The sequence below is a fragment of the Streptomyces sp. NPDC097129 genome (assembly GCF_055668065.1).
This window is the reverse complement of the sequence record NZ_JBVOQE010000009.1, coordinates 299487-324966: the sequence shown is the minus strand read 5'-3', so window position 1 is coordinate 324966 and position 25480 is coordinate 299487. Positions and strand designations below refer to the sequence as shown.

Below are 25480 nucleotides of genomic sequence, written 5' to 3'. Positions count from 1 at the left end.
CACGAGTGCCGACCACCGGGGCCCGGGGTGGGGGTCGTCCGATCGGATGACCCGGGGATCACCCGATGCGTGCGCCGGGACGAGCCGGGACGCCGACCGCGGCGGACCTGTTCCGGGCGGAGGGTGGAGGCACAGCGCACGAAGCGCTGAGCCGGACCCGGCACCAGGCCGCGGTCCGCGCTGACGCGATACGACAGGGAGTCGTCCGGCATGCAGCACAAGGCCAACATGCAGCACGAGGCCAAGAAGTTCTCGACCCGCGCCAAGGCCGTCACCGCGGCCGCCCTCCTCGCCGCCGTCGCCGCCGGTGTGGCCGGCGCGGTCTCCGCCTCCGCCGATATCCAGGCCGCCGCGCCCGCCGCCGCCCCGGCCGCCCTCAAGGGCCGGACCACCACGACCAGCACCCACCTCACGATCGACGCCGCCACCGACGCCGCCCGGGCCGCCCTGGCCGCCGCCGAGAAGGACGGTCGGCGCGTCACCGTCGCCGTCGTCGACCGGAACGGCAACACGGTGGTGACCCTGCGCGGCGACGGCGCCGGCCCGCAGTCCTACGACTCCGCCATCGAGAAGGCGTTCACCGCCGTCTCCTGGAACGCGCCCACCTCCGAGCTCGCCCAGCGCCTGGAGAAGGCTCCCCAGCTGAAGGACATCCCCGGGACCCTGTTCCTGGCGGGCGGCGCCCCGGTCGCGTACAACGGCGCGCCGATCGCGGCCATCGGCGTCGCCGGCGCCCCGTCCGGCGACCTGGACGAGAAGTTCGCGCAGGCCGGCGTCGACGCGATCAGCAACGGCCGCTGACCGACCGGACCACCCGCGTGAGCGCCACCCCGCCCGGGCGCGGCACGCGCGAACCGGCGGCGCGCGGTCTTCCCCCGGCCGCGCGCCGCCGGCGCGCCCGCCTGAGCGCCGTCCTGACGCCCGTCACCGCCCTGTGGAGGAGTCACGTCGTGCCCCGCCTCACGGTCCGTGAGAAACCGTCCGCTGCCGACCTCGCCCTGCTGAAGGCCGCCGGCCGCGGCGACGCCGACGCCGTCCGGGCCGCCCTGACCGACGGCGCCCGCCTGGAGACCCGCGACGGAAGCGGCCGCACCCCGCTGCTGCGCGCCGCGCTCGCCGACCGTGTCGAGGCGGCCCGCGTCCTGGTCGCCGCCGGCGCCGACGCCGACGCACCGGACGGCCGGCAGGACACCCCGTGGCTCGTCACCGGCGTCACCGGCAGCGTCGCCATGATGCGCGCGCTGCCGCCCGGCGACCCGGACCTGACGCGCACCAACCGCTTCGGCGGCGTGTCCGTCATCCCGGCGAGCGAACGCGGCCACGTCGACTACGTCCGCGCCGTGCTGAACGAGACCGGCATCGACGCCGACCACGTCAACCGGCTGGGCTGGACGGCCCTGCTGGAAGCCGTCATCCTCGGCGACGGCGGCCGCACCCACCGGGAGGTCGTCGAGATCCTGCTCGCCGCGGGCGCCGACCCGGCGCTGCCCGACGGCGACGGCGTCACGGCCCTCGCCCATGCCGAGCGCCGCGGCTTCACGGGCATCGCGGCGGTGCTGCGCCGGGCCGAAGACGGCGGACGGTGAACCACCGCGGGCATCTCGGTCGACGCCCGCGGCACCGCCTGGTGGCGACAGCCGGCCCGCGTCGCTGACCGTCCGCGACCGGAGGGTCAGCGCACGCGTCATCGCGCTGGACGGCCCGCACGAGACCGTCCCCCCGTCCGCCGACGGCCGCACCGCCCGCGTCTCCGGCGGCTCCACCCGCGACGGCTACGGGAACAGCGTCAGCGTCGTCGACACCGTCACCGGTACGGTGACCCGGCTGCCCGCAGGCCGTCGCCCGCTCGGCATCGCCGTACGGCCGGCGGTTACGGCACCACCGTCACCGGCCAGCGTCCCGCCTTCACCAGCCGGACGGCCACCGAGCCGACGATCCGGTGGCCGGCCTGCTCGGAGGCGCCCACCACCACCGCGTCCGCCTTCAGTTCGTCCGCCGCCTTCACCAGGCCGTTGTAGGGGTCGCCGCGGAACGTGTGGAACTCCCAGCGCACGTCGAATATCCCCTTGACCCGCTCCGCCGCCTCCCGGATCTGCGCGACCAGGTCCTCGGCGATCTCGTCCGTGGCCTCCGCGACCGGCGCGCCGAGCGCCGCGCCCGCCGCCAGCACCGGCTGCACGTACACCACGGCCAGCAGCGCGTGCTGCCGCCTGGCCAGGCCGCCGGCGTAGGCCGCGGCGCGCAGTGAGGAGTCGGAGCCGTCCACCCCGGCCACGATGACCTTCGGCCCGTCGGTACCCCGTTCGAACTGGTGGGAGTCGAACTGGTGAGAGTGCTGTTCCGTCACGCGCCGAGGCTATCGGAGGCCGCCGCTCCGCCGACCGGCCGGGACGGCTCGACGGAAGGAATGGGACGGTTCCACGGCCGGAACGGGACGGTTCCACGGGCGGAACGGGACGGTTCCACTGGCGGAACGCGCCGGCTCGACGGGCGGACGGGCCGCGGCCTTCCTACAGTCGGATGCATGAGTGCCACCGTCGAGGCCGCCGGGGACCGGGACGCGACCGGGTCCGTACGACCCGCCGGAAGCGGCTTCCTCGGCCGGGTGCCCGAGGGCTTCGCGACCTTCTTCGGCGCCCTCGGCCTGCTGTGCGCGCTGCTGGCCCTCATCGCGCCGCTGCGCCGCCTGCTGCGGCCCGTCGTGCGCTTCCTGGACCTCCTGCTGGTCCCCATCAGCGCCAACCTCGCCTACGCCGTCTTCCTGTTCCTGCTGGCCGCCGCCACCGCCGCCCGCAAGAAGGTCGCCTGGTGGCTGGTGGTCGTCTACCTCGGCCTGGTCGTCCTCACCGACGTCCTCGGCGTCGCCGTCGGCCTGTACGCCGAGTCGCTGCCCTCCCTGGTGCTGTGCGCCCTCGCGCTGGTGCTGCTCGTCGTCGCCCGCCGCGAGTTCTGGGCCGCCTCCCGGCGCGGGGCGCTGCGCCGCGCCCTCGCCGTCCTGCTGGCCGGGCTCGCCGTGGCGATCCTCGTCGGATGGGGCCTGGTCGAGCTGTTCCCCGGCACCCTGCAGCACGGCCAGCGGCTGTCGTGGGCCGCCAACCGGGTCCTCGGCGGCCTGGTCTCCGCCGGCTCCTTCAACGGCCGCCCGCCTGCCGCCCTGCACTTCCTGCTCGGCTTGTTCGGCGCGCTCGCCCTGCTGAACGCCGCCACCACCCTCTTCCGCTCCCAGCGCCTGGAAGCCGCCCTCCACGACGACGAGGAGGAACGCATCCGCGCCCTGCTCGGCCGCTACGGCGAGCAGGACTCCCTCGGCTACTTCGCCACCCGGCGCGACAAGGCCGTCGTCTTCTCGCCCAGCGGCAAGGCCGCCGTCACCTACCGCGTCGAGGCCGGGGTGTGCCTGGCCAGCGGCGACCCCGTCGGCGACCGCGAGGCCTGGCCGCACGCCATCGCCGCGTGGCTGGACGTGGCCCGCCGGCACGCCTGGGCGCCCGCGGTGATGGGCGCCTCCGAGGACGGCGCCACCGCCTACGCCCGCGCCGGCCTCGGCGCGCTGCAACTCGGCGACGAGGCCATCGTGCACGTGTCCTCCTTCGACCTGGACGGCCGCGACATGCGGGTCACCCGGCAGGCCGTGCACCGGGTCCGCCGCACCGGCGCCACCTGCCGTATCCGCCGCCACGGAGCGCTCACCGACGCCGAGATGGAGGAGATCGTCGGCAAGGCGGACGCCTGGCGCGACACCGAGACCGAACGCGGGTTCTCCATGGCCCTGGACCGGCTCGGCGACCCCGCCGACGGCGGCTGCCTGCTGGTGGAGGCGTTCGGGGCGGACGGCCGGCTGCTCGCCCTGCTCTCCTTCGTGCCGTGGGGCCGCGACGGCGTCTCGCTGGACCTGATGCGCCGCGACCGCGCCGCCGCGCCCAACGGCGTCATGGAGTTCATGGTCGCCGAGCTGTGCGCGGCCGCGCCGAAGCTGGGCGTGCGGCGCATCTCCCTGAACTTCGCCGTCTTCCGCTCGGTCTTCGAGGAGGGCGCCCGCATCGGCGCCGGGCCGGTCCTGCGGCTGTGGCGCCGGCTGCTGCTGTTCTTCTCCCGCTGGTGGCAGCTGGAGGCCCTGTACCGCTCCAACGCCAAGTACCACCCCGAGTGGTACCCGCGCTTCCTGTGTTACGGCGACGCCGCCGCCCTCGCCCGGATCGGGATGGCCTCCGGCATCGCCGAGGGTTTCGTCGCCGTACCGTCGCTGCGCAAGCTGTGGGGCAAGGCGCACCCGAGAGGGGTGCGGCGGCCCGCCACCACCGAGGGCCTGCCGCCGCTCGCGGCGCTCGGTCTCGACGCGGGGGGCGGGAGCGGGGCCGGTGGTGCGGACGCGGGCCTGCCCGAGCAGGTCCGCATCCGCCACCGCACCCTGGACCGGCTGCGCGCCGACGGCGTCGACCCCTACCCGGTGGGCGTGCCGGCCCGCACCCACGCCCTCGCCGAGGTCCGCGAGGGCGACGAGGCGACCGTCGCCGGGCGGATCATGCTGGTGCGCGACTTCGGCGGGATCGTCTTCGTCGTGCTGCGCGACTGGTCCGGCGACCACCAGCTCGCGCTGACCCGCGACGGCACCGGGGCCGCCCTCGCCCGCTTCCGCGCCGACACCGACATCGGCGACCACATCACCGCCACCGGCCGGGCCGGCGTCAGCGACAAGGGCGAGCCGACCGTCTTCGTCACCTCCTGGCAGCTCACCGGCAAGTGCCTGCGCCCGCTGCCCGACAAACGCCGGGGCCTGGCCGACCCCGAGGCCAAGGTGCGCATGCGCTACCTCGACCTGGTCACCAGTCCCGCCGCCCGCGACGTCGTGCGCGCCCGCTCCACCGCCGTGCAGGCCCTGCGCCAGGGCCTGCTGGAGCGCGGCTTCCTCGAGGTCGAGACGCCGATGCTGCAGCAGATCCACGGCGGCGCCAACGCCCGTCCCTTCACCACCCACATCAACGCCTACGACCTCGACCTGTACCTGCGCATCGCCCCCGAGCTGTATCTGAAACGGCTGTGCGTGGGCGGTATGGAGAAGGTCTTCGAACTCGGCCGCACCTTCCGCAACGAGGGCGTCTCCTACAAACACAACCCCGAGTTCACGATGCTGGAGGCCTACCAGGCGTTCGCCGACTACGAGGTCATGCTCGACCTCACGCGGGAACTGATCCAGGGCGCGGCCACGGCGGCGTTCGGCTCGCCCGTCGCCCGCAAGGACGGCCGCGAGTACGACATCTCGGGGCGCTGGCCGGTGATGACGGTGTACGGCGCGATCTCCCAGGTGCTCGGCGAGGAGATCGACGCGGGCACCGAACTGGCCCGGCTGCACCTGCTGTGCGACCGGGCCGGCGTGCCGTACACCCAGGACGACGGGCGCGGCGACGTCGTGCTGGAGATGTACGAGCGGCTGGTGGAGGAGCGCACCGAGCTGCCCACCTTCTACAAGGACTTCCCGACCGACGTCTCCCCGCTCACCCGGCAGCACCGCACCGACCCGCGCCTGGCCGAACGCTGGGACCTGGTCGCCTTCGGCACCGAACTGGGCACTGCCTACTCCGAACTCACCGACCCGGTCGAACAGCGCCGCCGCCTCACCGAGCAGTCCCTGCTGGCCGCGGGCGGCGACCCGGAGGCGATGGAACTCGACGAGGACTTCCTGGACGCCCTGGAGTACGCGATGCCCCCGACGGGCGGCCTCGGCATCGGAGTCGACCGTCTGGTGATGTTCCTGACCGGCCTGACCATCCGGGAAACGCTCCCGTTCCCCCTGGTCCGCCACCGCTGACGGCTCCGCCACCGTCCACCGCCGACGGGTCGGCCGCCTGGGCGCAGCAGGCGGAGGTCCTCGCCCCAGGAGCCGGCATGCGATCGTGTCCGGCGGCCCGGACAGCCGCCTCGATCCGGCCGAACAGGGCCCGCGCGGTGTCCGGGGCGCCGTCGGCCAGGATGCGGCGCACCACCGGCAGCAACCGGTCCGCAGCCCACTCGGGCGGGCCGAGCGGGTGCCGCTCCAGTTCCCGGCACAGAGCCGGGCACGCCGGGACGGTGACCGGCTCCTGGCGCCCGGCGCAGGCGATGTCCGCTCGCGCAACCGCAGACCCGGCTGCTTGCGCTGGGCGGGTGTTTTGCTGCGGCCGGTTCGGTGGTGGCGTGGTGCGGCGTGCGGGTGCCGGGCGACTGATGGGACATGAAGAAGGATCAGTTCCTCACCAGGCGCCGGGCGTTGCTCGCCGGTGCCGCCGCACTGGGCGCGGCCGGGACCGCCGGGCTGTTCGCCCTGGAGGGCGCCGACGAGCCGGCCCGGCCCGCCGCGCCCGCCGCAGGCGCCCCAGCGGCGCGGCTGCCGGAGAAGCCGTCCGCCTACCGTCTGCAGCCCCTGACCGGATACGGCCCGCCGCAAGCGGCGCCGCCCCGCACCCCCGTGCGGCGAGAACCGCTGCTCAGGCTGTCCGGGCGCGGCCGCACCATGTACCTGACGTTCGACGACGGGCCCGACCCCCACTACACCCCGGGGATCCTCGACACCCTGCGCGAGCACGACGTGCGGGCCACGTTCTTCGTGTGCGGGGAACAGGCCGACTGGAACCGGGACCTGCTGGCGCGCATGGCCGACGAGGGCCACGTCGTCGGCAACCACACCTGGACCCACCCGCTGCTCACCCAGCTCACCCGGGCCCAGATCCGCAGCGAGATGGAACGCACCAGCGACGTCATCGAGGAGGCCTACGGCGAGCGCCCGCGCTGGTTCCGCGCCCCCTACGGCGCCTGGAACCGCACCGCCTTCCAGCTCGGCGCCGACCTCGGCATGGAACCACTGGCCTGGACCGTCGACACCGAGGACTGGACCGTCCCCGGCACCGGGGCCATCGTCCGCGCGGTGGAGCAGGGCGCCGGCCCCGGCGTCGTGGTGCTCTCGCACGACGCCGGCGGCGACCGCTCCCAGAGCGTGAGCGCGCTGCGCCGCTACCTGCCGTACCTGCTGGCCTCCGGCTACCACCTCACCGTGCCGAGCCGGCCGTACGCGTGACACTGAACGGGCCTTCGCCCGCCGGCCGGGGATCCGCTCAGCGGACCTCGGTCAGGCGGGCGAAGACGACGACGTTCCCGTCGTAACCGTTCTTCTTGGAAAAGCCGCCCCCGCAGGTGATGACCCGCAATTCCGGCGCGCCTTTGGAGGCGTAGACGCGGTCGCCGGGGAAGTCGGCTTTGGCGAACACCTCGATGCCGTAGATCTCGAACACCGCGGTCTTTCCGTCCTGTCGGTGCACCTCGACGCGGTTTCCCTTTTTCAGCGCGCCGAGCCCGTAGAACACCGCGGGCCCCTGTTTGTTGTCGACATGGCCGACGACGACCGCGGTGCCCTTTTCCCCGGGTGAGACCCCGCCGGTGAACCAGCCCGCCAGATTCGGGTCCTCCGGCGGCGGCGCGTCCACCCAGCCGTCCGCGTCCAGGCCGACCGGCATGACGGGCGCGTCGACCCGGATCGCCGGAATGCGCACCCGGTCGGCCACCGAGAACGACAGCGGCTCGAGCGCCCGGCCGAGCACGCCCGGGGCGCTGCGGCTGTCCGCGGCCGCCGCCGACGCCGGCTGCGGCGGGCCCACGTCGAACTCCCCGGACCCATTGCGAATGAGCGCGAGGCCGGTGAGCAGCACCAGCGCTATCACCCCCCAGGGGGCGCGCTTTTTCCGCCGCTCCTCCTCCTCGGCCAGTTCGGACAGCTCGGACGCAGACATTCGCCATCCCCTTTCGACACGGCCGTCGCCGCGCCATGGTGCGCATGAAAGAACGCTAAGTCCGCCGCGCGCGGGCGGCGAGGAGGCGACAGCGAACGGGTGGTGCACGTTCCCGGTGTGCGCCATCCGTGGCGCGGCCCTGAGGATCGTTTCTGACGGTCCGTGACCTGCGGTGATATCCGGCCGCGGCCCTCACTCACCAGGAGTTGTCTCACCAGGACGGACCATCCCCGAAATGCGGGAGTGGACAGGGCATCTGAGGGTTTTTATGGGAGACGCTTTCTCGCCGATCGACCGGGGACGGGTCCCGGGGTGTCTTCCGCGGAGGATCACATGCGCAACTCTCGTGCCCTGGCGGCCACGGCCGTCGCGGTCGCCGCTCTCGGCCTCGCCGCCCCCTCGGCCGCCGCGCGGGACGGCATGAACTTCAGACTGAGCAACATCGTCGCGCTGCCCAGCGTCATCGCCCGCGGCGGGCAGCTCACCATCACCGTCGACGGCTGCCCGTCCGGCGGTACCGCCACCTCGGACGCCTTCCAGCCCACGCCGCTCACCCCGATCCACGGCGCCGGCCAGACCGCCAAGGGCACCGCGACGATCAACCACAACGCACGCCCCGGCGCGCACAGCATCACGGTCAACTGCAACGGCCAAACCCTGACCAACCCGGCCGCCTTCACCGTCATCGGCGGTGTCCGCGGCGGCCTGGGCGGCAGCAGCTCCAGCGGCGCCACCCCCACCGACATGGCGATCGGCGGCGGGCTCGTGGCCGCGGCCGTGATCGGCGGCGGCGTGTTCTGGATGCGCCGCCGCACCGAGAAGCACATCTGATCCCCGCGTCGCGCCTTCCCCTTTCGCACCGCGCACGCGACCAGGGGCGTCGCCCCGGACCCCGCCCGGGGACCGGGGCGACGCCCTGTGGGAACCAACCGGGTCAGCTCCCGCTCTCGCCACCGCGCCGCCGCGTGAAGGCGTACGCCGCGCCGACCGAGCCGGCGACGAGCGCCGCGCCCAGCCCGATCGTCCGCACGTCGAACCCGCCGACGCTGCCGCCCTCACCGGCGTGCACCCCGCGCGGCACCGTCGGCTGCAGCGGCTGAGGTGCCGGGCGGGAACCGGCGATGGTGAGTCCCGTCGACCCGCTCACGCCGTCACACGTGAACGTCACCCGGTAGACGGCGCCCGGGCGTGCGTCCCAGTCGACGTCCGCCGTCGCCGACGTCTGGCCCGCCGCCATGATGACCGTGTCGAACACGCCCGAGGAGACCGTGACCGCTCCCCGGCAGCCCCCGTGGTCGCGGTCGACCTGGAGGACGACCCGCCCGCCGGCCGAGACCGTCGACGGGGCGACGCTGAAACCGAACGGGGTGATGTTGCCGTCGCCCTGCGCGACGGCGCCCGGCGCCGTCAGGACGAGGGCGCCCAGGCTCAGCAGTGCGGCCGAAGCGACGCGTATCGCGCGCATGTGTTTCCTCCGGTCTCCGAGGAGCGGCTGCGGACCTGTTCCGCTGGGGCAGAAGTGCCCCTCGATGACCCACACGCTAGGAACGGGTGCGCGCCCCCGCGATCGCTGTAGCGCGAACGGGTCACGCGCGTACTCCACACGGGTGACGCGCGTCCCGCGTCCGGGCGACGCCGACGGCGTGGCGCCGACGGCGTGGCGCCGACCGGACCCGGCCGTGGCCGGTCCCGGAAGACACCTCACGCTCCCGTGCGCGCCGCCGTCCTGCCGCATGGTGGTGGGCCTGAATCGGCCTCGGCGTGTCTCACCCCGTGGCGTGGGGGAAGAGGCTGAGCAGCGGCTCCAGTGACGCGGCCGTGTCCCGGCTGTACGGCGCGTCGAAGTCCCAGATCAGGAAGAGGAGGAAGGCGATCAGTGCCGAGAAGAGCCCCGCGAGGACCAGTTCGCGTGGGGTGCGGCGGATCTGGAGGGCGAAGATCATGCCGATGGTGACCACCGCCCCGGTGATCAGCCCGAACCACACCACGCCCGGCATGGTCGGCGACGTGGCGTTGGCCCGGGCGGTGCGGGCCTCGTCGGCCGCGGTGATCTGGTCGAGCAGCGGCTGGTAGGCCTGGGCCTCGAAGTCGTTGCGCGGCTGGTAGTCGGTGACGTCCCGGCGCACCTGGTCGAGGAGTTGCGTGCCGCGCTCGGTCACCTCGCCGTGGTCGGCCATCGACTTCCGCTCCGTGGTGAGGACGTGTCCGACATAGGCGTTGACATCCGTCCGGATCCGGTCGCGGATGTCGGCGGGGTAGACCCGGACACGCTGGTCGATCTCGTGCAGCGCCTGCGCCTCCGCCTGGACATGGTCCTGCGCGGCGCTGCGGGCCTCCCACACGCCCGCGATCGCCAGGCCCAGGACGATGGCGTAGACCACGCCGATCCACATGGTCATGTACTCGATGACGTCCGGAGTCTCACTGGGGTCCTCGTCGTCGGACGCCGTGCGATGGCGGACGAGCGTGATGACGACCACCACGACACAGGCGGCCAGCATCGCGAGGGTGAGAACAAGCCATTCCGGCAACGGGGTTACCTCCAGGTCTCAGCGCGGGCGGAGCGCGGCGACGGCCACGATCGCGGGCATGGTGATGAGCAGGACATAGACGACGGGGGAGACGTGGCGGCTGCGCTGCCGCCGGGGCGGCGTGGCGTGATACCTCGGGTAGCTCACCGGGCTCGCGGACGGCCGCGGCGCCGGTGCCCGGGTGGGCGGGGGCGTGGGAGCCGGCTTCGGTGCCGGAGGCGGAGGGGCGGGGCGGACCGGCGCGGGCCGGGGCGCGGGTGCCGGCCGTTGCGGGGCCGGGGCCGGAGGCGTGGGCCGCGGCTTCGGCGGCTGGGGTTTCGGCGTCGGCTTCGGCGGCGGTTTCGGCGAAGGAGGCGGAGGCGGAGGCGGCGGTGGCGGAGGTGGAGGCGGTGGGGGAGGCGGCGGTGGGGGAGTCGGACTGGGCGTCGGGCTCGGGGAACACCCGGGCGGGATCGGCCAGTCGAGGCTGCCGGCCACCGCCACCGCGGTCACCCCGTCCGGTCCGGTCGAGGCGTAGGCGCAGGCGTCGGCCGCCGCCGTCCCGGCCGGCGCGCCCGCGAGGAACCAGCTCAGGGTCACCGCGGCCAGCACCCGTGCGCCCACGGCGGTTCGGGTCGGTTCGGGTCCATGCACGACGGAGATCATGAGGCGCGCCGGACCCTGTCATGCCGGGTCGGCGACGGAATGCTCCGAACGAGGGACAGCGGTCGGCGTGGCGCTGCGCGCGGCTGACGCTCGTACGTCCGGCGCTCCGCACGTCCGTCCGGCGGAATCACATCTTCCGCAAAGATTTCCGCACCGCCGTTGAACGCACCCACCGTCCCGCTGCGTACCCCATGCCGTGCAGCGACGCAGCAGGGAGCTGCAACAAACGTGTGAACGTGGGGAGTTGACGATGAAGACCTCTTGGCGGAGCGCCTCGCTCGCGGTGGGCGCCGTAGCCGTACTGGCGCTGACGACGGCGTGCGGTCAAGGCGACGGCGGTGCCAAGGCGGCCGCCCAGAACGTCGGCGCCACGGCCCCGGTCGGCGGCTACGGCACCACCGGCGGCGGTTACGGCGTCGGCAACGGCTCCACCGGCCAGAGTTCCGCGCCGCAGGCCCGGCCGGCCCCCGCGGGCAAGCTGTCCGTCACCGGCAACGCCGAACTCGGCAAGGTGCTCACCGACGCCGCCGGACGCACCCTGTACCGCTTCGACGAGGACACCGCCGAGCCGTCCAAGTCGGCCTGCGACGGCGACTGCGCCAAGGTGTGGCCGCCGGTGCCCGCGGACGATGTCGTCGCCGGCGCCGGCATCGAGCCGACCGAGCTGGGCGAGGTGACCCGCGCCGACGGCACCAAGCAGCTCACCATCGGCGGCTGGCCGGCGTACCGCTACGCCAAGGACACCAAGGCGGGCGAGATCAAGGGCCAGGGTCTCAAGGGCAAGTGGTTCGCGCTCGCCCCTGACGGCAAGAAGGCCAAGGCGTCCGATCTGCCCGGACTGTCCGTGCGCAAGGACCCCAACCTCGGTGACATCGTCGTCGACCGCAACGGCATGACCGTCTACCGCTTCCTGAAGGACCAGGCCTGGCCCGAGCCGGTCTCCGCCTGCACCGGCGCCTGCCTGCAGAAATGGCCGGTCGTCGAAACCGTCGCCGCCGGCGACACCAAGGGCGTGAAGAAGAAGGGCCTGATGGGCTTCACCCGCCCCGACGGCGTCAAGCAGCAGACGGTCAACTGCTGGCCGGTCTACACCTTCTCCGGTGACAAGGCTGCCGGGGACATCAACGGTCAGGGCGTCGGCGGCACCTGGTACGCCGTCGCACCCGACGGAAAGCCGGTCGGCGCGCCGAAGAAGTGACGGTGCACACCTCCCCAGGGTGACCGCCCCCCCTCGCCCGGGCGGCGCGCACGGCCGACGGACCGCCCCCTCCGCACCACGCGGAGGGGGCGGTCCGCTGCACACTGTCGCCCTGTACTCTGCGCAGCACCCCGAACACGCCTGGTAGTAGCGTGGTGCGGCGCCGCACGCGCGCGTGCCGCAGACAGTGACCGGGAACGGACGGTCAATTTCCGGTTCTGCTCGCTACTTGACCCGGCGATCAGTAGCCTCTGCTCGAACACCGGATCGCCTATGCCTTGGAGAGATGGATGGAGCGTCCTGCTTGGGCTCCCCGCAGCATCGACATCTCGGTGCCGAGCGTCTCGCGCATCTACGACTACTACCTGGGCGGTTCGCACAACTTCGAGGTGGACCGGGAAGCCGCCCGCAGGGCCATGGAGTTCCTGCCGGGACTGCCCAAGATCATGCAGGCGAACCGGGCGTTCATGCGCCGGGCCGTGCGCTTCGCGGCCGACGAGGGCATCACCCAGTTCCTCGACATCGGCTCCGGCATCCCCACGTTCGGCAACGTCCACGAGATCGCCCAGGCCGCACGCCCCGGCGCGCACGTCGTCTACGTCGACCACGACCCGGTGGCGGTCGCGCACAGCCAGGCCGTCCTGGAGGGCAACGAGGACGCCGACGTCCTCGCCGCGGATCTGCTCAAGCCCGCGGAGATCCTGGCCAGTGAACCCGTGGAGCGGCTGATCGACCTGAACCGGCCGGTGGCGCTCCTCCTCGTTGCCATACTGCACTTCGTGGAGGACGAGGACGACCCGTACGCGGCGGTGGCCGAACTGTGCGACGCGCTCGCGCCCGGCAGCCTGCTGGTGCTCACGCATGCCTCGTACGAGGGAATCCCGGTGCCTCCCGAGCGGGCGGGGGGTGCGGTGGACGTGTACGAGGACATTCGCAACCCGTTGGTCATGCGCTCGCCTGACGAGATCGCGCGGTTCTTCGAGGGGTACGAGATGGTGGAGCCGGGACTGGTGCCGATGCCGCTGTGGCGGCCCGAGACGGCGCCGGAGGACGAGGACCCGTTCGCCTTCTCCGGCTTCGCGGGCGTGGGGCGTACGGCGTGATCGCGGAGCCGGACGGGCCGGAGGACAGACTGCGCCGGTTCGCGACGATCTGGACCCGGGCGGTGTTCCCGCTGACCTCCACGTCGGCGACCCGGCCCGAGTTCGAGGCGCAGCTGCTTCCGCTGGCCCGGAGGCTGAGCGAGGCACTGCACGCCCCCGCCACGGTCACCGAGGAGGGCCGGGCGATCGGGGCCGCGCTGGTCGCCGCGCACTGCACCGACCCGGAGGCGCTCAGCCGCACCCTGGACTGCGTGGACGCCTACCTCGTGCTCTACTGCGGCGGCGACCGCGACCCGGAGGAGGTGCGCACCCGCTGCTCCCGGCTCCAGCACTCCATGGCCGCCGGCTACGCGCAGGCGCTGCGCGAGCGCACCCTGGGCGAGCAGGAGGCCATCGCGCAGGCGGCGTTGCAGGCGCAGGGCGTGGTGGCACAGGCGCTGCACGCCAGCGAGGCACGCTTCCGCGCGGTGTTCGAGGGCGCCGCCATAGGGATCGGCATCGCCGACCTCGAGGGCACCATACTGCAGGTCAACGGCGCGATGGTGCGCATGTTCGGCGGCATCGAGCACGCGGTGCGCGGCCGCAACGTCAAGGAGTGGACGCACGCCGAGGACGCCCCCCAGGTGTGGCGCCTGTACGACGAACTGGTGCGCGGCGAACGCGAGCACTACCACGTGGAGAAGGCGTTCTACCGCCCCGACGGAACGGTCCTGTGGACCAACCTCACGGTCTCCCTGCTGCGTGACGCCGACGGCGAACCGCAGTACCAGCTGGCCCTGATGGAGGACACCACCGAACGCCGCCTGCTCAACCTGCGGCTGCGCTACGAGGCCACGCACGACGCGCTGACCGGCCTGCCCAACCGCACGCTGTTCTTCGAACGGCTGGAGAAGGTCCTCGCACAGCGCGGGGGCCAGCGCTTCGGGCTGTGCTACCTCGACCTCGACGGCTTCAAGACCATCAACGACAGCCTCGGCCACGCGGCCGGCGACCGGCTGCTCGTCGAGGTCGCCGACCGGCTGCAGTCCTGCGCGACCGCGCCGGGTGAGATGGTGGCCCGGCTCGGCGGTGACGAGTTCGTGGCGCTGACCACCGGCCCCGACAGCCGCCGTGAGGTCGACGAGCTCGCCGCGCGCATCATGAACGCCCTCCTCGCGCCCGTGCGCATCGACGGCCGTGAGCTGACCGTGCGCGGCAGCATCGGCATCGTCGAGGGCGCCGCCGGAGAGCGCAGCGCGGCGGAGGTGCTGCGCAGCGCCGACATCACCATGTACCGGGCGAAGTCGGCCGGCGGCAACCGTTTCGAGCTCGCCGACCCGGAGGCCGACGCCCGCGCCATCACCCGGCACGGGCTGACCACGGCGCTGCCGGCGGCCCTGGAGCGCGGCGAGTTCTTCATCGAGTACCAGCCGCTGGTGCACCTCGGTGACGGCAGCGTGCGCGGCGCGGAGGCGCTGGTGCGCTGGCTGCACCCGCAGCACGGGGTGCTCGGCCCCGACCGGTTCATCCCGCTCGCCGAGCACACGGGGCTCATCGTGCCGCTCGGCCGCTGGGTGCTGGACCAGGCGGTGCGCCAGGCCCGCGCATGGCGTGAACGCGACGCCGGGGCGGGCCCGCTGCGCATCAACGTCAACCTCTCGCCCTGCCAGCTCACCCACCCCGGGCTGGTGCAGGACACCGTGGACATCCTGGAGCGCGCCGGCGTCGAACCGGACGCGCTGTGCCTGGAGGTGACCGAGTCGGCCCTCATCGGCGCCGACGACGATCTGCTCAAACCACTGCGCCGGCTGGCCGAGATGGGCGTCGACATCGCCCTGGACGACTTCGGCACGGGCTACTCGAACCTGGCGAACCTGCGCCGGCTGCCGGTCAGCGTGCTCAAGCTGGACCGGTCCTTCACCCAGGGCATGCAGCAGTTCCCGGCCGACCCCGTGGACCTGAAGATCGTCGAGGGGATCGTCTCGCTCGCCCACAGCCTCGATCTCGCGGTCACCGTCGAGGGCGTGGAGACCGGCGCCCAGGCCGAGCAGCTGCGGATACTGGGCTGCGACACGGCCCAGGGCTGGTACTACGCCCGCCCGGGCCCCCCGGAACGGCTGCACGAACTGGCCCTGGCGGACGCGACGGGGTGACGTCCGTGCGGATACGGCGACTGGACCTGGGCTACTTCGTGCGCCCCGCGTCGGAGACCGGCGGGGCGCACCCGCGCGTGGAACCCGTCCTGGCCTACCTGGTGCTCCACGAACAGGGCCCGGTCCTCTTCGACACCGGGATCGGAGCGGCGAGCCCGGAGACCGAGGCCCACTACCGCCCCCGCCGCCGAGGGCTGCCCGAGGCCCTGGCGGCGGCCGGGGTGGTCCCCGAGGACATCTCCCTCGTCGTCAACTGCCACCTCCACTTCGACCACTGCGGCGGCAATCCGCTCTTCCCCGGCACGCCCGTCGTGGTCCAGGACGTGGAGCTGGCCACGGCCCGCGCCGGCGGCCACACCTTCGACGAGCTGATCGACTTCCCGGGCGTGACCTACGAGGAGCTGAAGGGCGAGGCGGAGATCCGCCCCGGTGTGTGGGTGATTCCGACCCCCGGCCACACCGACGGCCACCAGTCGCTCGTCGTACGCGGCAGCGACGGCACGGTGGTCCTCGCCGGCCAGGCCCACGACTTCGCCTCCGAGTACGCCGCGGACCACCTGGCCCGCGAGGCGGCCCGGGACGGCGTCGACCCGCCCCTGCCCCCGTACCGCCCTTGGCTGGACCGTCTCGCTGCCTTCGACCCGCGGCGGGTCCTCTTCGCCCACGACGCCTCGGTCTGGGAACCGCCCCAGGGCCCCTGACGCTCCGGGCCACCCTGCACGGCACCAGCCGGTCCGGCCCGGCCCGCCGCGCCCCGTAGGGCCGCAAAGGGGCGCGGGGCTGTATGGATGTGCGGGTCCGCCGTGCGGGCGCGACCAGTCACCGACCACCCGCAGCCCCGAACGGCGCTCGCCCGCAAGGGCGCCGCCGGGACGCAGACACACCTCACCGCTCCAGAAGCATCCGCTGCAACTCCCGCGCAGCCCGAGGCGGAGCCACATCGCTGCGGTGGGCCAGCCCGATCGTCCGATGCAGCCCCGGCCGAGCCAGCGGAGTGACCCGCAGGCCCCGCCCCGAGCGCGCCGCCACCATGCGCGGGACGACGGCCACCCCGAGCCCCGCCCGCACGAACCCCAGCACCGCGTCCATCTCGCCCCCCTCCACCGCGAAGTCCGGTTCGAACCCGGCGGAGCGACACGCGGCCACGGTCAGCTCCCGCAGGTCGTAGCCGTGCCGGAACATGACCAGCCGCTCGCCCTCCAGATCGGCGATCGCGACCGTGCGCCGTCCGCCGCCCGGCGTCGGCGCCTCCGGTGAGGACACCACGACCAGGTCCTCGCGCAGCAGCTCCACCGTGGTCAGCGCCGGCGACGGCGTCGGCAGGGGCAGCACCACCAGCGCCAGGTCCAGCGCCCCGCGGGCCAGCTCCCGCACCAGGTCGTGCGAGCCGCTCTCCTCGATCAGCAGCTGGATGCCGGGGTAGCGGTCGTGGAAGGCGCGCAGCACGTCCGGCAGCAGGCCCGTGCACAGACTGGGCGTGGCGCCCAGCCGCACCCGGCCGCGCCGCAGCTGCGCCAGCTCCTGCACCTCGTGGCGCGCGGTGTCGGCGTCGGCCAGGATCCGCCGCGCGAGCGGCAGCAGGGCCTCCCCGGCGTCGGTCAGCGTGATGTTGCCGCGGGCCCGCTGGAACAGATCGGCGCCCAGCTCCCGCTCCAGCGCCTTGATCTGCTGGGACAGCGACGGCTGGGCGACATGCACCAGCTCGGCGGCGCGCGTGAAGTGGCGGGTCTCGGCGACCGCGACGAAGTACTGGAGCTGCTGGAACTGCATCCAGCCAGCATAGGCTGGGCCTATCGAATCAAGCTGCACCATGTCTTGGACCGATCGCACCCTCAGCGCCTAGCGTCCTGAGCATGGCTCTGGCAACGCGGACGGACCGACGGCCGTCCATGGCACGCACCGTGTGGGACTCCACCGTCGGCAAGAAGACGGTCATGGCCGTCAGCGGCCTGATCATGCTGCTGTACCTGGTCGCCCACGTGATCGGCAACCTGAAGATCTTCTTCGGCGCCGGGGAGTTCAACCACTACGCGCACTGGCTGCGCACCGTCGGCGAGCCCTTCATGCACTACGAGTGGACGCTGTGGCTGGTCCGCGTCGTCCTGGTCGTCGCGGTCGTCGCGCACGCCGTCTCCGCGTACCAGCTCAGCCGCCGCGACATCAGGGCGCGGCCCAGCAAGTACGTGCACTCCAAGCCGCGGGCGAGCTACGCGACGCGCACCATGCGCTGGGGCGGGATCATCCTCGGCCTGTTCATCGTCTGGCACATCCTGGACCTGACCACCGGCACCGTGCACTCCGGCGGCTTCCAGGCGGGCCACCCGTACCAGAACGTGGTGGACACCTTCTCCACCTGGTACGGCAACGTGATCTACATCGTCGCGATGCTCGCCCTCGGCCTGCACATCCGGCACGGCTTCTTCAGCGCCGCCCAGACCCTCGGCGCCGGCAGCCGCACCCGCAACCGGGCCCTCAAGACCGTCGCGAACGTCCTCGCGCTGCTGCTCACGGCCGGTTTCATCGCCGTCCCCGTGGGCGTCATGACCAAAGTGGTGAGCTGACATGACCTCCTACGTCGACTACACGCTCGGCGAGCCCATCGCCGACACCAAGGCCCCCGCCGGCCCGATCCACGAGCGCTGGGACACCCGCCGCTTCGAGGCCAAGCTGGTCAACCCCGCCAACCGGCGCAAGCACACGGTGATCGTCGTCGGCACCGGCCTCGCGGGCGGCTCGGCGGGCGCCACGCTCGCCGAACAGGGCTACCACGTCGTCCAGTTCTGCTACCAGGACTCCCCGCGCCGCGCCCACTCCATCGCCGCGCAAGGAGGCATCAACGCGGCGAAGAACTACCGCAACGACGGCGACTCCGTCCACCGCCTGTTCTACGACACCGTCAAGGGCGGCGACTTCCGGGCCCGCGAGTCCAACGTCCACCGCCTCGCGCAGATCTCCGTGGAGATCATCGACCAGTGCGTGGCGCAGGGCGTGCCGTTCGCCCGCGAGTACGGCGGCCTGCTCGACACCCGCTCCTTCGGCGGCGTCCAGGTCTCCCGCACCTTCTACGCCCGCGGCCAGACGGGCCAGCAGCTGCTGCTCGGCGCCTACCAGGCACTCAGCCGGCAGATCGCCGCGGGCAACGTGGAGATGCACGCGCGCACCGAGATGCTCGACCTGATCGTCGTCGACGGCCGGGCCCGCGGCATCGTGGCCCGCGACCTGATCACGGGGAAGATCTCGACGTACTTCGCCGACGCGGTCGTTCTCGCCTCCGGCGGCTACGGCAACGTCTTCTACCTGTCGACGAACGCGATGAACTCCAACGCGACCGCGATCTGGCGGGCGCACCGGCGCGGCGCGTACTTCGCCAACCCCTGCTTCACCCAGATCCATCCGACGTGCATCCCGCGCACCGGCGACCACCAGTCGAAGCTGACGCTGATGAGCGAGTCGCTGCGCAACGACGGCCGGATCTGGGTGCCCAAGGCCAAGGGCGACACGCGTGCGCCGAACGAGATCCCCGAGGAGGAGCGCGACTACTACCTGGAGCGCATCTACCCCTCCTTCGGCAACCTCGTCCCACGCGACATCGCCTCCCGCGCCGCGAAGAACGTCTGCGACGAGGGCAGGGGAGTGGGCCCCGGCGGCCAGGGCGTCTACCTGGACTTCGCCGACGCGATCAAGCGCATGGGCCGGGGGGCCGTCGAGGCGAAGTACGGCAACCTCTTCGACATGTACCAGCGGATCACCGACGAGGATCCGTACGAGGTGCCCATGCGGATCTACCCGGCGGTGCACTACACGATGGGCGGCCTGTGGGTCGACTACGACCTGCAGACCACCGTCCCCGGCCTGTTCGCGATCGGTGAGGCCAACTTCTCCGACCACGGCGCCAACCGGCTCGGCGCGTCCGCGCTGATGCAGGGCCTGGCCGACGGCTACTTCGTGCTGCCGGCGACGATCAACGACTACCTCGCGCGCCACCCGCGCGGGGACGACGTCACCGACGACCACCCGGTGGTCCAGGAGGTCCTGGCCGAGACCGAGGACCGGCTCAACCTGCTGCTGTCCGTCGACGGCGACCGCACCCCGGACTCCTTCCACCGCGAACTCGGCGAACTGATGTGGGAGTTCTGCGGCATGGCCCGCACCGACACGGGCCTGCGCAAGGCACTCGGGCGCATCCCGGAGATCCGCGAGGAGTTCTGGCGCCGCATCAAGGTGCCCGGCACCGGCGAAGAGCTCAACCAGTCCCTGGAGAAGGCGAACCGCATCGTCGACTACCTCGAACTGGCCGAGCTGATGTGCCTCGACGCGCTGCACCGCGCCGAGTCCTGCGGCGGCCACTTCCGCGAGGAGTCCCAGACCCCCGACGGCGAGGCGGCCCGCAGGGACGACGAGTTCGGCTACGCGGCGGCCTGGGAGTTCACCGGCACCGCAACGGCCCCGGCCCTGCACAAGGAAGACCTGGTCTTCGAGTACGTCCACCCCACCCAGCGGAGCTACGCATGAAGCTCACCCTGCGCGTCTGGCGGCAGAAGAACGCCGGCGCCGACGGCACCATGTCCACCTACGAGGTGGACGGCATCTCGCCCGACATGTCCTTCCTGGAAATGCTGGACGTCCTCAACGAACAGCTCATCCTCTCCGGCGAGGACCCCGTCGCCTTCGACCACGACTGCCGCGAGGGCATCTGCGGCGCGTGCTCGCTCGTCATCAACGGCGACGCGCACGGCCCGGAGCGCACCACCACCTGCCAGCTGCACATGCGGTCCTTCCGGGACGGCGACACGATCGACATCGAACCGTGGCGGGCGGCGGCCTTCCCGGTCGTGAAGGACCTGGTCGTGGACCGCTCGGCCTTCGACCGGATCATCCAGGCCGGCGGCTACATCACCGCCCCGACCGGCTCCGCGCCCGAGGCCCACGCCACCCCCGTCCCGAAGGCCGACGCCGACTACGCCTTCGAGCACGCCGAATGCATCGGCTGCGGCGCCTGCGTGGCCGCCTGCCCCAACGGCGCGGCCATGCTGTTCACTTCCGCGAAGGTCAACCACCTGGGTGTCCTGCCGCAGGGCTCGCCCGAGCGCGAGACCCGCGTCCTGGACATGGTGACCCAGATGGACGCCGAGGGCTTCGGCGGCTGCACCCTGGCCGGCGAATGCGCCACCGCCTGCCCGAAGGGCATCCCGCTCACCTCCATCACGCACATGAACAAGGAGTGGCTGCGCGCGACCCGCAAGGTCGCCAGGCGCTGACAGACGTTCGCCGGCAGGCGCGAACGGGCGGGACCGGGGGCAGGTGCTCTCCCCGGTCCCGTCTCGCTTGCGTGCCTGGCATTCAACAGCTCCACATCCTCGCTCCGGGCTCCGGTCACGTCCGCGCCAACCGGCGTCGGAAGAAACGAGGGGTACCGCCTCCCTCGCCCCTCCGGCCGTACCAGGAGTCAGCCATGACCGGCGTTTCCACGCTCGACCGTCCGCCGCGGCCCGCCGCGCCCACCCGTTACACCGTCTCCCTCGCCCGGGACGAGGCCGACGTGCGGGCCGCGCAGCGGCTGCGGCACGACGTCTTCGCCGGGGAGATGGGCGCCCTGCTCACCACCCCGCAGCCCGGTTACGACATGGACGCCTTCGACGCGTACTGCGACCACCTGCTGGTGCGTGAGGAGATCACCGGGCAGGTCGTCGGCACCTACCGGCTGCTGCCGCCCGAACGGGCCGCCGTCGCCGGACGGCTATACTCCGAAGGCGAGTTCGACCTCGGCGCGCTCGACGCGATCCGACCCGGCCTGGTCGAGGTCGGCCGCTCCTGCGTCCACCCCGACCACCGTGACGGCACCGTCATCGGCCTGATCTGGGCCGGCATCGCCCGCTACATGGTCGACCACGGCCACGAGTGGCTGGCCGGCTGCTGCTCCCTGCCGCTCGCCGACGGCGGCACCCTGGCCGCCGCCACCTGGGAACGGGTGCGCGCCCAGCACCTCGCCCCCGAGGAGTACCGGGTGCGCCCGCTGCTGCCGTGGACCCCGCGCACCGCGGCCGAGCCGGCCTCCCGCGCCGAACTGCCCGCCCTGCTGCGCGGCTATCTGCGGCTGGGCGCGTGGGTGTGCGGCGAGCCCGCCCACGACCCGGACTTCGGGGTCGCCGACCTGTACGTGCTGCTGCCGATGCGCCGGGTCGACCCGCGCTATCTGCGGCACTTCCTCTCCCTCGTCCCGGCCTGATGAGCGTCTGGCTGCCCAGCGCCCCCTGCACTCCCGGGGCGTGCGTCCAGGCGACCGCCCGCGTCACCGCCGTACCGCGCGCGGTGCTCAGGCTGACCGCGGTGGTCGCGCTGCTGCTCGTCGGGGTCGCGCTGTCCCCGCTCGGCGGGAGGATTCCGGTGCCGGCCGTGCGGCGCTGGTGCCGGTGGATCGTGCGGGCGGCGGGCGTCCGGGTCCGCATCACCGGCGCCGCCGCCGCGCCCACCGGCGGCCTGCTCCTGGTCGCCAACCACATCTCCTGGCTGGACATCCCGCTGCTGGCCGCCGTCCGCCCCGCACGGATGCTGGCCAAGGCCGAGATACGCCGTTGGCCCCTCGCGGGCGCGCTCGCCGCACGCGGCGGCGCGCTGTTCATCGACCGGGACCGGCTGCGCGCCCTGCCCGGCACGGTCGCCCGGATCGCCGACGCACTGCGCGCCGGGCAGGCCGTCGCCGTCTTCCCCGAGGGCAGCACCTGGTGCGGCCGCGCCCAGGGCCGCTTCCGCCGCGCCGCCTTCCAGGCCGCGCTCGACGCCGGCGTCCCCGTCCAGCCGGTCCGGCTGCGCTACCTCACGCGCACCGCAGGCGCGTCCTCCACCACTCCCGCCTTCGTCGGCGAGGACTCCCTGCTCAGCTCGGTGTGGCGGGTGGTGTCGTCGCACGGACTGGTCGCCGAGGCCTCCGTCCGCGCCCCGATACCGCCGGGCCGGCACGCGGACCGCCGCGCCCTCGCACAGGCCGCGCAACCGGCCCCGCCCGCGGGCGCGCACGTGCCCGACACGGTCCCGGCGCCGAGCAGAAGCCGGCCGGCCCCTCCGCCTGACGCGACCGGCAAGGAGCTCGCCCCGTCGGCAGTGCCATGACGGCGCTAGGGTGAAACGGTGACCTCACTGCCGGACGACCCGCCGTCACCGATCACCGAAGACGACCGCGAAACGGCCGTGCGGCGCGTGCAGGAGGCGTACGCCGAAGGGCGCCTCTCCCACGAGGAGATGGACGAACGCCTCCACCAGGTGCTCACCGCCACGACGCACCCGGAGCTCGCGCCGGTCCTGGCCTCGCTCCCGGCGGAGAAGCCGGGCACCACGGCCACGATCGGCGCCGCCGGCGGGCGGATCAGGCGGCGCGGTGCCTGGCGGGTACCGCGCAACCTCAGGATCGAGTCCGCGTACGCAAGGGTGTCCCTGGACCTGTCCCGGGCGGTCATCGAGCATCCGGTGACGGACATCGAGCTCCACCTCGGCACCGGCAGGGCCACGATCATCGTCCCTCGCGACGCGATCGTCGACTTCGACGGTCTGCACACCGGGTGGAAGGACACGCTCTACAAGACCCGGCGCCGCGCCCACCCCGGCGGGCCGACGATCCGGATCTCCGGGACCATGGGATTCGGCCGTCTGAAGATCCGCCACGCGCGGCGCTGAGCCCTGTCCGGGACCAGGAGCACCGACGCACCCCGTCGGGGAGCCAAGGATCTCCCGGCGAGCCCCGGCGGGCGCGGCGCCGCACTAGCGCCCCAGCGTCCTCGCCAGATACGGCGCCGTCGCGCTGCCCTCCGCGTGGGCCACCTGGCCCGGGGTCCCCGCCGCCACGATCCGGCCGCCCGCGTCGCCGCCGCCCGGGCCCAGGTCGATCACCCAGTCGGCGCCCGCGACCACCGTCATGTCGTGCTCGACGACGACCACCGTGTGCCCGGCGTCCACCAGACCGTGCAGCTGACGCATCAGCACCTCCACGTCGGCGGGGTGCAGTCCGGTCGTCGGCTCGTCCAGCAGATACAGGGTGTGGCCGCGGCGGCCGCGCTGCAGCTCGCTCGCCAGCTTGATGCGCTGCGCCTCACCGCCGGACAGCTCGGTCGCCGGCTGGCCGAGACGGAGATAGCCGAGGCCGACGTCCAGCAGCGTGCCCAGGCTGCGCGCCGCGCCCGGCGTGTCCGCGAAGAACTCGGCCGCCGCCTCCACCGTCAGATCCAGCACCTCGGCGATCGTCCGCCCCCGGTGGGTGACCTCCAGCGTCTCGGGGTTGTAGCGGGCCCCGCCGCAGTCCGGGCACGGCGCGTAGGTGCTGGGCAGGAACAGCAGCTCCACGCTGACGAAGCCCTCGCCCTGGCAGGTCTCGCACCGCCCGCCGGGCACGTTGAAGGAGAACCGGCCCACCCCATACCCCCGGGCCCGCGCCTCGTCCGTGGCCGCGAACACCTTCCGTACGACGTCGAACAGGCCCGTGTAGGTCGCCAGGTTCGAGCGCGGGGTACGCCCGATCGGCTTCTGGTCCACCGACACCAGCCGGCCCACGCCCGGCAGATCCTCGGTGATCTCGCCGACCAGCGTCGACTTGCCGGACCCCGACACGCCGGTGACGGCCGTGAACACCCCGAGCGGGAACGCCGCGGTCACCTGCCGCAGGTTGTGCCGGGTGACCGGGCCGACGGTCAGCTGCCCGCGCGGCGTGCGCACCTCCCGCGCGGCGGCGGGGGAGCGGTCGAAGAGATAGCGGGCCGTCGCCGACTCCGCCACCGCGGCCAGTTCGGCGACCGGCCCGCTGTGCAGCACCCGGCCGCCGTGCTCCCCGGCCCGCGGGCCGACGTCCACCAGCCAGTCGGCGCCGCGCACCACGTCCAGATGGTGCTCCACCACGAACACCGAGTTCCCGGCCCGCTTCAGCCGCGCCAGCACCGTCAGCAGCGCCTCGGTGTCCGCCGGGTGCAGCCCCGCCGACGGCTCGTCGAGGACGTACACCACCCCGAACAGCCCGGAGCGCAGCTGCGTCGCGAGCCGCAGCCGCTGCAACTCGCCCGCCGAGAGGGTGGGTGTGGCCCGGTCCAGGCTGAGATAGCCCAGACCCAGCTCGAGGACCGGCGCGATACGGGACTTCAGGTCCTCGGTGAGGACGCGGGCCGTCTCGCCGTCCGCGGTCAGGGTGTCCGCCAGCTCCGCCAGCGGCAGCGCCGCCAGTTCGGCGATCGTGCGGCCCGCGAAGGTCACCGCCAGCGCCTGTGGCCGCAGCCGGCTGCCCCCGCAGGCCGGACAGGGCGCGCTGGTCAAAAAGCGTTCCGCCTTCGCCCGCAGCGTCTGGCTGCGGGAGTCCGCGAACGTCTTGAGCACATACCGCCGCGCGCTCATGTACGTCCCCTGGTAGGGCCGTTGGATGCGGTCGGCGTCTCGCACCGGATGCACGGTCACCACGGGCTGCTCGTCCGTGAACAGGATCCACTCCCGCTGCCCGGCGGGCAGCTCACGCCAGGGCCGGTCCACGTCGTAGCCGAGCGCGTCGAGGACGTCCCGCAGGTTCTTGCCCTGCCAGGCGCCCGGCCAGGCGGCGATCGCGCCCTCCCGGATCGACAGCGAGGGGTCCGGCACCAGCAACTCCTCGCTGGTGTCGTGCACTCGGCCCAGGCCGTGGCAGGCGGGGCAGGCGCCGGCCGCCGTGTTCGGCGAGAACGCGTCGGAGTCGAGGCGTTCGGCGCCCGGCGGGTAGGCGCCGGCCCGCGAGAACAGCATGCGCAGCGAGTTGGACAGGTTCGTCACCGTGCCCACCGAGGACCGCGAGGTCGGCGCCGAGCGGCGCTGCTCCAGCGACACCGCGGGCGGCAGGCCGGTGATCTCGCCGACCTTCGGCGCGCCCACCTGGTGGATCAGCCGCCGCGCGTACGGCGCCACCGACTCGAAGTACCGGCGCTGCGCCTCGGCGTAGATCGTGCCGAACGCCAGCGACGACTTGCCCGACCCCGACACCCCGGTGAACACCGCCACCGCGTCGCGCGGGATGTCGACGTCCACGCCCTGGAGGTTGTGCTCACGGGCGCCGCGCACCCGGACGTACGGGTCGGGGGTGGGGCTGTGCATGGGGCGGGCTCCGTACGGCTGGTGG

At 73.2% G+C, this 25480-nt stretch carries 22 protein-coding genes; 15 read left to right on the top strand and 7 right to left on the bottom strand.

Annotation, left to right across the window (positions count from 1 at the left end; genetic code table 11):
• The first annotated feature begins 228 nt into the window (after positions 1 to 228).
• Both AC0B9F_RS26200 and AC0B9F_RS26195 read left to right on the top strand, forming a co-directional pair.
• Entirely contained in the window at positions 229 to 801 is a 573-nt protein-coding gene (locus AC0B9F_RS26200; protein WP_472006755.1) for a GlcG/HbpS family heme-binding protein, read from the top strand.
• 149 nt (positions 802 to 950) lie between these two features.
• A complete protein-coding gene (locus AC0B9F_RS26195) occupies positions 951 to 1586 on the top strand; it encodes an ankyrin repeat domain-containing protein (protein ID WP_472006752.1) in 636 nt (211 codons plus the stop codon).
• Positions 1587 to 1870: 284 nt separating this feature from the next.
• Here AC0B9F_RS26195 and AC0B9F_RS26190 read toward each other — a convergent pair whose 3' ends face one another.
• Complete coding sequence (locus tag AC0B9F_RS26190; RefSeq protein ID WP_472006643.1) at positions 1871 to 2347, bottom strand: universal stress protein; 477 nt, start codon at positions 2345 to 2347, stop codon at positions 1871 to 1873.
• Between the two features lie 177 nt (positions 2348 to 2524).
• Between AC0B9F_RS26190 and lysX the strand changes: the two genes are divergently transcribed.
• On the top strand, positions 2525 to 5806 hold the full coding sequence (gene lysX, locus AC0B9F_RS26185) for a bifunctional lysylphosphatidylglycerol synthetase/lysine--tRNA ligase LysX (RefSeq protein WP_472006641.1): 3282 nt from the start codon (positions 2525 to 2527) through the stop codon (positions 5804 to 5806).
• A 402-nt stretch (positions 5807 to 6208) separates the two neighbouring features.
• A complete protein-coding gene (locus tag AC0B9F_RS26180; protein WP_472006639.1) occupies positions 6209 to 7048 on the top strand; it encodes a polysaccharide deacetylase family protein in 840 nt (279 codons plus the stop codon).
• Positions 7049 to 7085: 37 nt separating this feature from the next.
• Here the strand turns inward: AC0B9F_RS26180 and AC0B9F_RS26175 are convergent, their stop codons facing one another.
• Positions 7086 to 7757 carry a class F sortase gene (locus AC0B9F_RS26175; RefSeq protein ID WP_472006637.1) on the bottom strand — a complete coding sequence of 224 codons (672 nt, stop codon included), beginning with the start codon at positions 7755 to 7757 and terminating at the stop codon, positions 7086 to 7088.
• A gap of 333 nt (positions 7758 to 8090) precedes the next feature.
• Here AC0B9F_RS26175 and AC0B9F_RS26170 point away from each other — a divergent pair, with 333 nt between their 5' ends.
• Positions 8091 to 8588 carry a hypothetical protein gene (locus AC0B9F_RS26170; protein ID WP_472006635.1) on the top strand — a complete coding sequence of 166 codons (498 nt, stop codon included), beginning with the start codon at positions 8091 to 8093 and terminating at the stop codon, positions 8586 to 8588.
• Positions 8589 to 8691: 103 nt separating this feature from the next.
• Here AC0B9F_RS26170 and AC0B9F_RS26165 read toward each other — a convergent pair whose 3' ends face one another.
• From AC0B9F_RS26165 to AC0B9F_RS26155, 3 genes are all read right to left on the bottom strand, one after another.
• Positions 8692 to 9222, bottom strand: coding sequence for a hypothetical protein (locus AC0B9F_RS26165; protein ID WP_472006633.1), 531 nt, complete (start codon positions 9220 to 9222; stop codon positions 8692 to 8694).
• Positions 9223 to 9523: 301 nt separating this feature from the next.
• Positions 9524 to 10288 carry a bestrophin-like domain gene (locus AC0B9F_RS26160; protein ID WP_472006631.1) on the bottom strand — a complete coding sequence of 255 codons (765 nt, stop codon included), beginning with the start codon at positions 10286 to 10288 and terminating at the stop codon, positions 9524 to 9526.
• Positions 10289 to 10306: 18 nt separating this feature from the next.
• Entirely contained in the window at positions 10307 to 10435 is a 129-nt protein-coding gene (locus AC0B9F_RS26155) for a hypothetical protein (protein ID WP_472006629.1), read from the bottom strand.
• A 748-nt stretch (positions 10436 to 11183) separates the two neighbouring features.
• Between AC0B9F_RS26155 and AC0B9F_RS26150 the strand changes: the two genes are divergently transcribed.
• The 4 genes from AC0B9F_RS26150 (at position 11184) to AC0B9F_RS26135 (ending at position 16067) form a co-directional block, all read left to right on the top strand.
• Positions 11184 to 12131, top strand: a complete 948-nt coding sequence (locus AC0B9F_RS26150) for an SCO0930 family lipoprotein (RefSeq protein ID WP_472006627.1) — start codon at positions 11184 to 11186, stop codon at positions 12129 to 12131.
• Between the two features lie 290 nt (positions 12132 to 12421).
• On the top strand, positions 12422 to 13234 hold the full coding sequence (locus AC0B9F_RS26145) for an SAM-dependent methyltransferase (protein WP_472006626.1): 813 nt from the start codon (positions 12422 to 12424) through the stop codon (positions 13232 to 13234).
• Positions 13231 to 15366, top strand: a complete 2136-nt coding sequence (locus AC0B9F_RS26140) for a putative bifunctional diguanylate cyclase/phosphodiesterase (RefSeq protein WP_472006624.1) — start codon at positions 13231 to 13233, stop codon at positions 15364 to 15366. The genes AC0B9F_RS26145 and AC0B9F_RS26140 overlap by 4 nt, the downstream gene beginning before the upstream one ends.
• A gap of 5 nt (positions 15367 to 15371) precedes the next feature.
• Complete coding sequence (locus AC0B9F_RS26135; protein ID WP_472006622.1) at positions 15372 to 16067, top strand: N-acyl homoserine lactonase family protein; 696 nt, start codon at positions 15372 to 15374, stop codon at positions 16065 to 16067.
• 184 nt (positions 16068 to 16251) lie between these two features.
• On the opposite strand, the gene AC0B9F_RS26130 is transcribed toward AC0B9F_RS26135, so the two are convergent.
• Positions 16252 to 17136 (bottom strand): LysR family transcriptional regulator, encoded by an 885-nt coding sequence (locus tag AC0B9F_RS26130; RefSeq protein ID WP_472006620.1) that lies wholly within the window; start codon positions 17134 to 17136, stop codon positions 16252 to 16254.
• A 119-nt stretch (positions 17137 to 17255) separates the two neighbouring features.
• Between AC0B9F_RS26130 and AC0B9F_RS26125 the strand changes: the two genes are divergently transcribed.
• From AC0B9F_RS26125 to AC0B9F_RS26100, 6 genes are all read left to right on the top strand, one after another.
• The gene (locus AC0B9F_RS26125; RefSeq protein ID WP_472006750.1) at positions 17256 to 17927 is read left to right on the top strand and encodes a succinate dehydrogenase; all 672 of its coding nucleotides are present in this window, start codon (positions 17256 to 17258) and stop codon (positions 17925 to 17927) included.
• Between the two features lies 1 nt (position 17928).
• Complete coding sequence (locus tag AC0B9F_RS26120) at positions 17929 to 19878, top strand: fumarate reductase/succinate dehydrogenase flavoprotein subunit (RefSeq protein ID WP_472006618.1); 1950 nt, start codon at positions 17929 to 17931, stop codon at positions 19876 to 19878.
• Entirely contained in the window at positions 19875 to 20624 is a 750-nt protein-coding gene (locus AC0B9F_RS26115) for a succinate dehydrogenase/fumarate reductase iron-sulfur subunit (RefSeq protein ID WP_472006616.1), read from the top strand. The genes AC0B9F_RS26120 and AC0B9F_RS26115 overlap by 4 nt, the downstream gene beginning before the upstream one ends.
• 194 nt (positions 20625 to 20818) lie before the next feature.
• Positions 20819 to 21592: a GNAT family N-acetyltransferase gene (locus AC0B9F_RS26110; protein ID WP_472006615.1), complete on the top strand. Its 774-nt coding sequence runs from the start codon at positions 20819 to 20821 to the stop codon at positions 21590 to 21592.
• Positions 21592 to 22473, top strand: a complete 882-nt coding sequence (locus tag AC0B9F_RS26105) for a lysophospholipid acyltransferase family protein (protein ID WP_472006613.1) — start codon at positions 21592 to 21594, stop codon at positions 22471 to 22473. Before AC0B9F_RS26110 ends, AC0B9F_RS26105 begins: the two co-directional genes overlap by 1 nt.
• An 18-nt stretch (positions 22474 to 22491) precedes the next feature.
• On the top strand, positions 22492 to 23034 hold the full coding sequence (locus tag AC0B9F_RS26100; RefSeq protein ID WP_472006612.1) for a DUF1707 SHOCT-like domain-containing protein: 543 nt from the start codon (positions 22492 to 22494) through the stop codon (positions 23032 to 23034).
• A gap of 84 nt (positions 23035 to 23118) precedes the next feature.
• Here the strand turns inward: AC0B9F_RS26100 and AC0B9F_RS26095 are convergent, their stop codons facing one another.
• Entirely contained in the window at positions 23119 to 25455 is a 2337-nt protein-coding gene (locus AC0B9F_RS26095) for an ATP-binding cassette domain-containing protein (protein ID WP_472006610.1), read from the bottom strand.
• Positions 25456 to 25480 lie beyond the last annotated feature (25 nt).

Coding starts and splice junctions, on each gene's coding strand:
- AC0B9F_RS26150 (WP_472006627.1), top strand. CDS start 11,184: ATGAAGACCTCTTGGCGGAGCGCCTCGCTCGCGGTGGGCGCCGTAGCC.
- AC0B9F_RS26095 (WP_472006610.1), bottom strand. CDS start 25,455: ATGCACAGCCCCACCCCCGACCCGTACGTCCGGGTGCGCGGCGCCCGT.
- AC0B9F_RS26175 (WP_472006637.1), bottom strand. CDS start 7,757: ATGTCTGCGTCCGAGCTGTCCGAACTGGCCGAGGAGGAGGAGCGGCGG.
- AC0B9F_RS26145 (WP_472006626.1), top strand. CDS start 12,422: ATGGAGCGTCCTGCTTGGGCTCCCCGCAGCATCGACATCTCGGTGCCG.
- AC0B9F_RS26180 (WP_472006639.1), top strand. CDS start 6,209: ATGAAGAAGGATCAGTTCCTCACCAGGCGCCGGGCGTTGCTCGCCGGT.
- AC0B9F_RS26200 (WP_472006755.1), top strand. CDS start 229: ATGCAGCACGAGGCCAAGAAGTTCTCGACCCGCGCCAAGGCCGTCACC.
- AC0B9F_RS26125 (WP_472006750.1), top strand. CDS start 17,256: ATGGCACGCACCGTGTGGGACTCCACCGTCGGCAAGAAGACGGTCATG.
- AC0B9F_RS26130 (WP_472006620.1), bottom strand. CDS start 17,136: ATGCAGTTCCAGCAGCTCCAGTACTTCGTCGCGGTCGCCGAGACCCGC.
- AC0B9F_RS26110 (WP_472006615.1), top strand. CDS start 20,819: ATGACCGGCGTTTCCACGCTCGACCGTCCGCCGCGGCCCGCCGCGCCC.
- AC0B9F_RS26115 (WP_472006616.1), top strand. CDS start 19,875: ATGAAGCTCACCCTGCGCGTCTGGCGGCAGAAGAACGCCGGCGCCGAC.
- AC0B9F_RS26170 (WP_472006635.1), top strand. CDS start 8,091: ATGCGCAACTCTCGTGCCCTGGCGGCCACGGCCGTCGCGGTCGCCGCT.
- AC0B9F_RS26120 (WP_472006618.1), top strand. CDS start 17,929: ATGACCTCCTACGTCGACTACACGCTCGGCGAGCCCATCGCCGACACC.
- AC0B9F_RS26165 (WP_472006633.1), bottom strand. CDS start 9,222: ATGCGCGCGATACGCGTCGCTTCGGCCGCACTGCTGAGCCTGGGCGCC.
- AC0B9F_RS26105 (WP_472006613.1), top strand. CDS start 21,592: ATGAGCGTCTGGCTGCCCAGCGCCCCCTGCACTCCCGGGGCGTGCGTC.
- lysX (WP_472006641.1), top strand. CDS start 2,525: ATGAGTGCCACCGTCGAGGCCGCCGGGGACCGGGACGCGACCGGGTCC.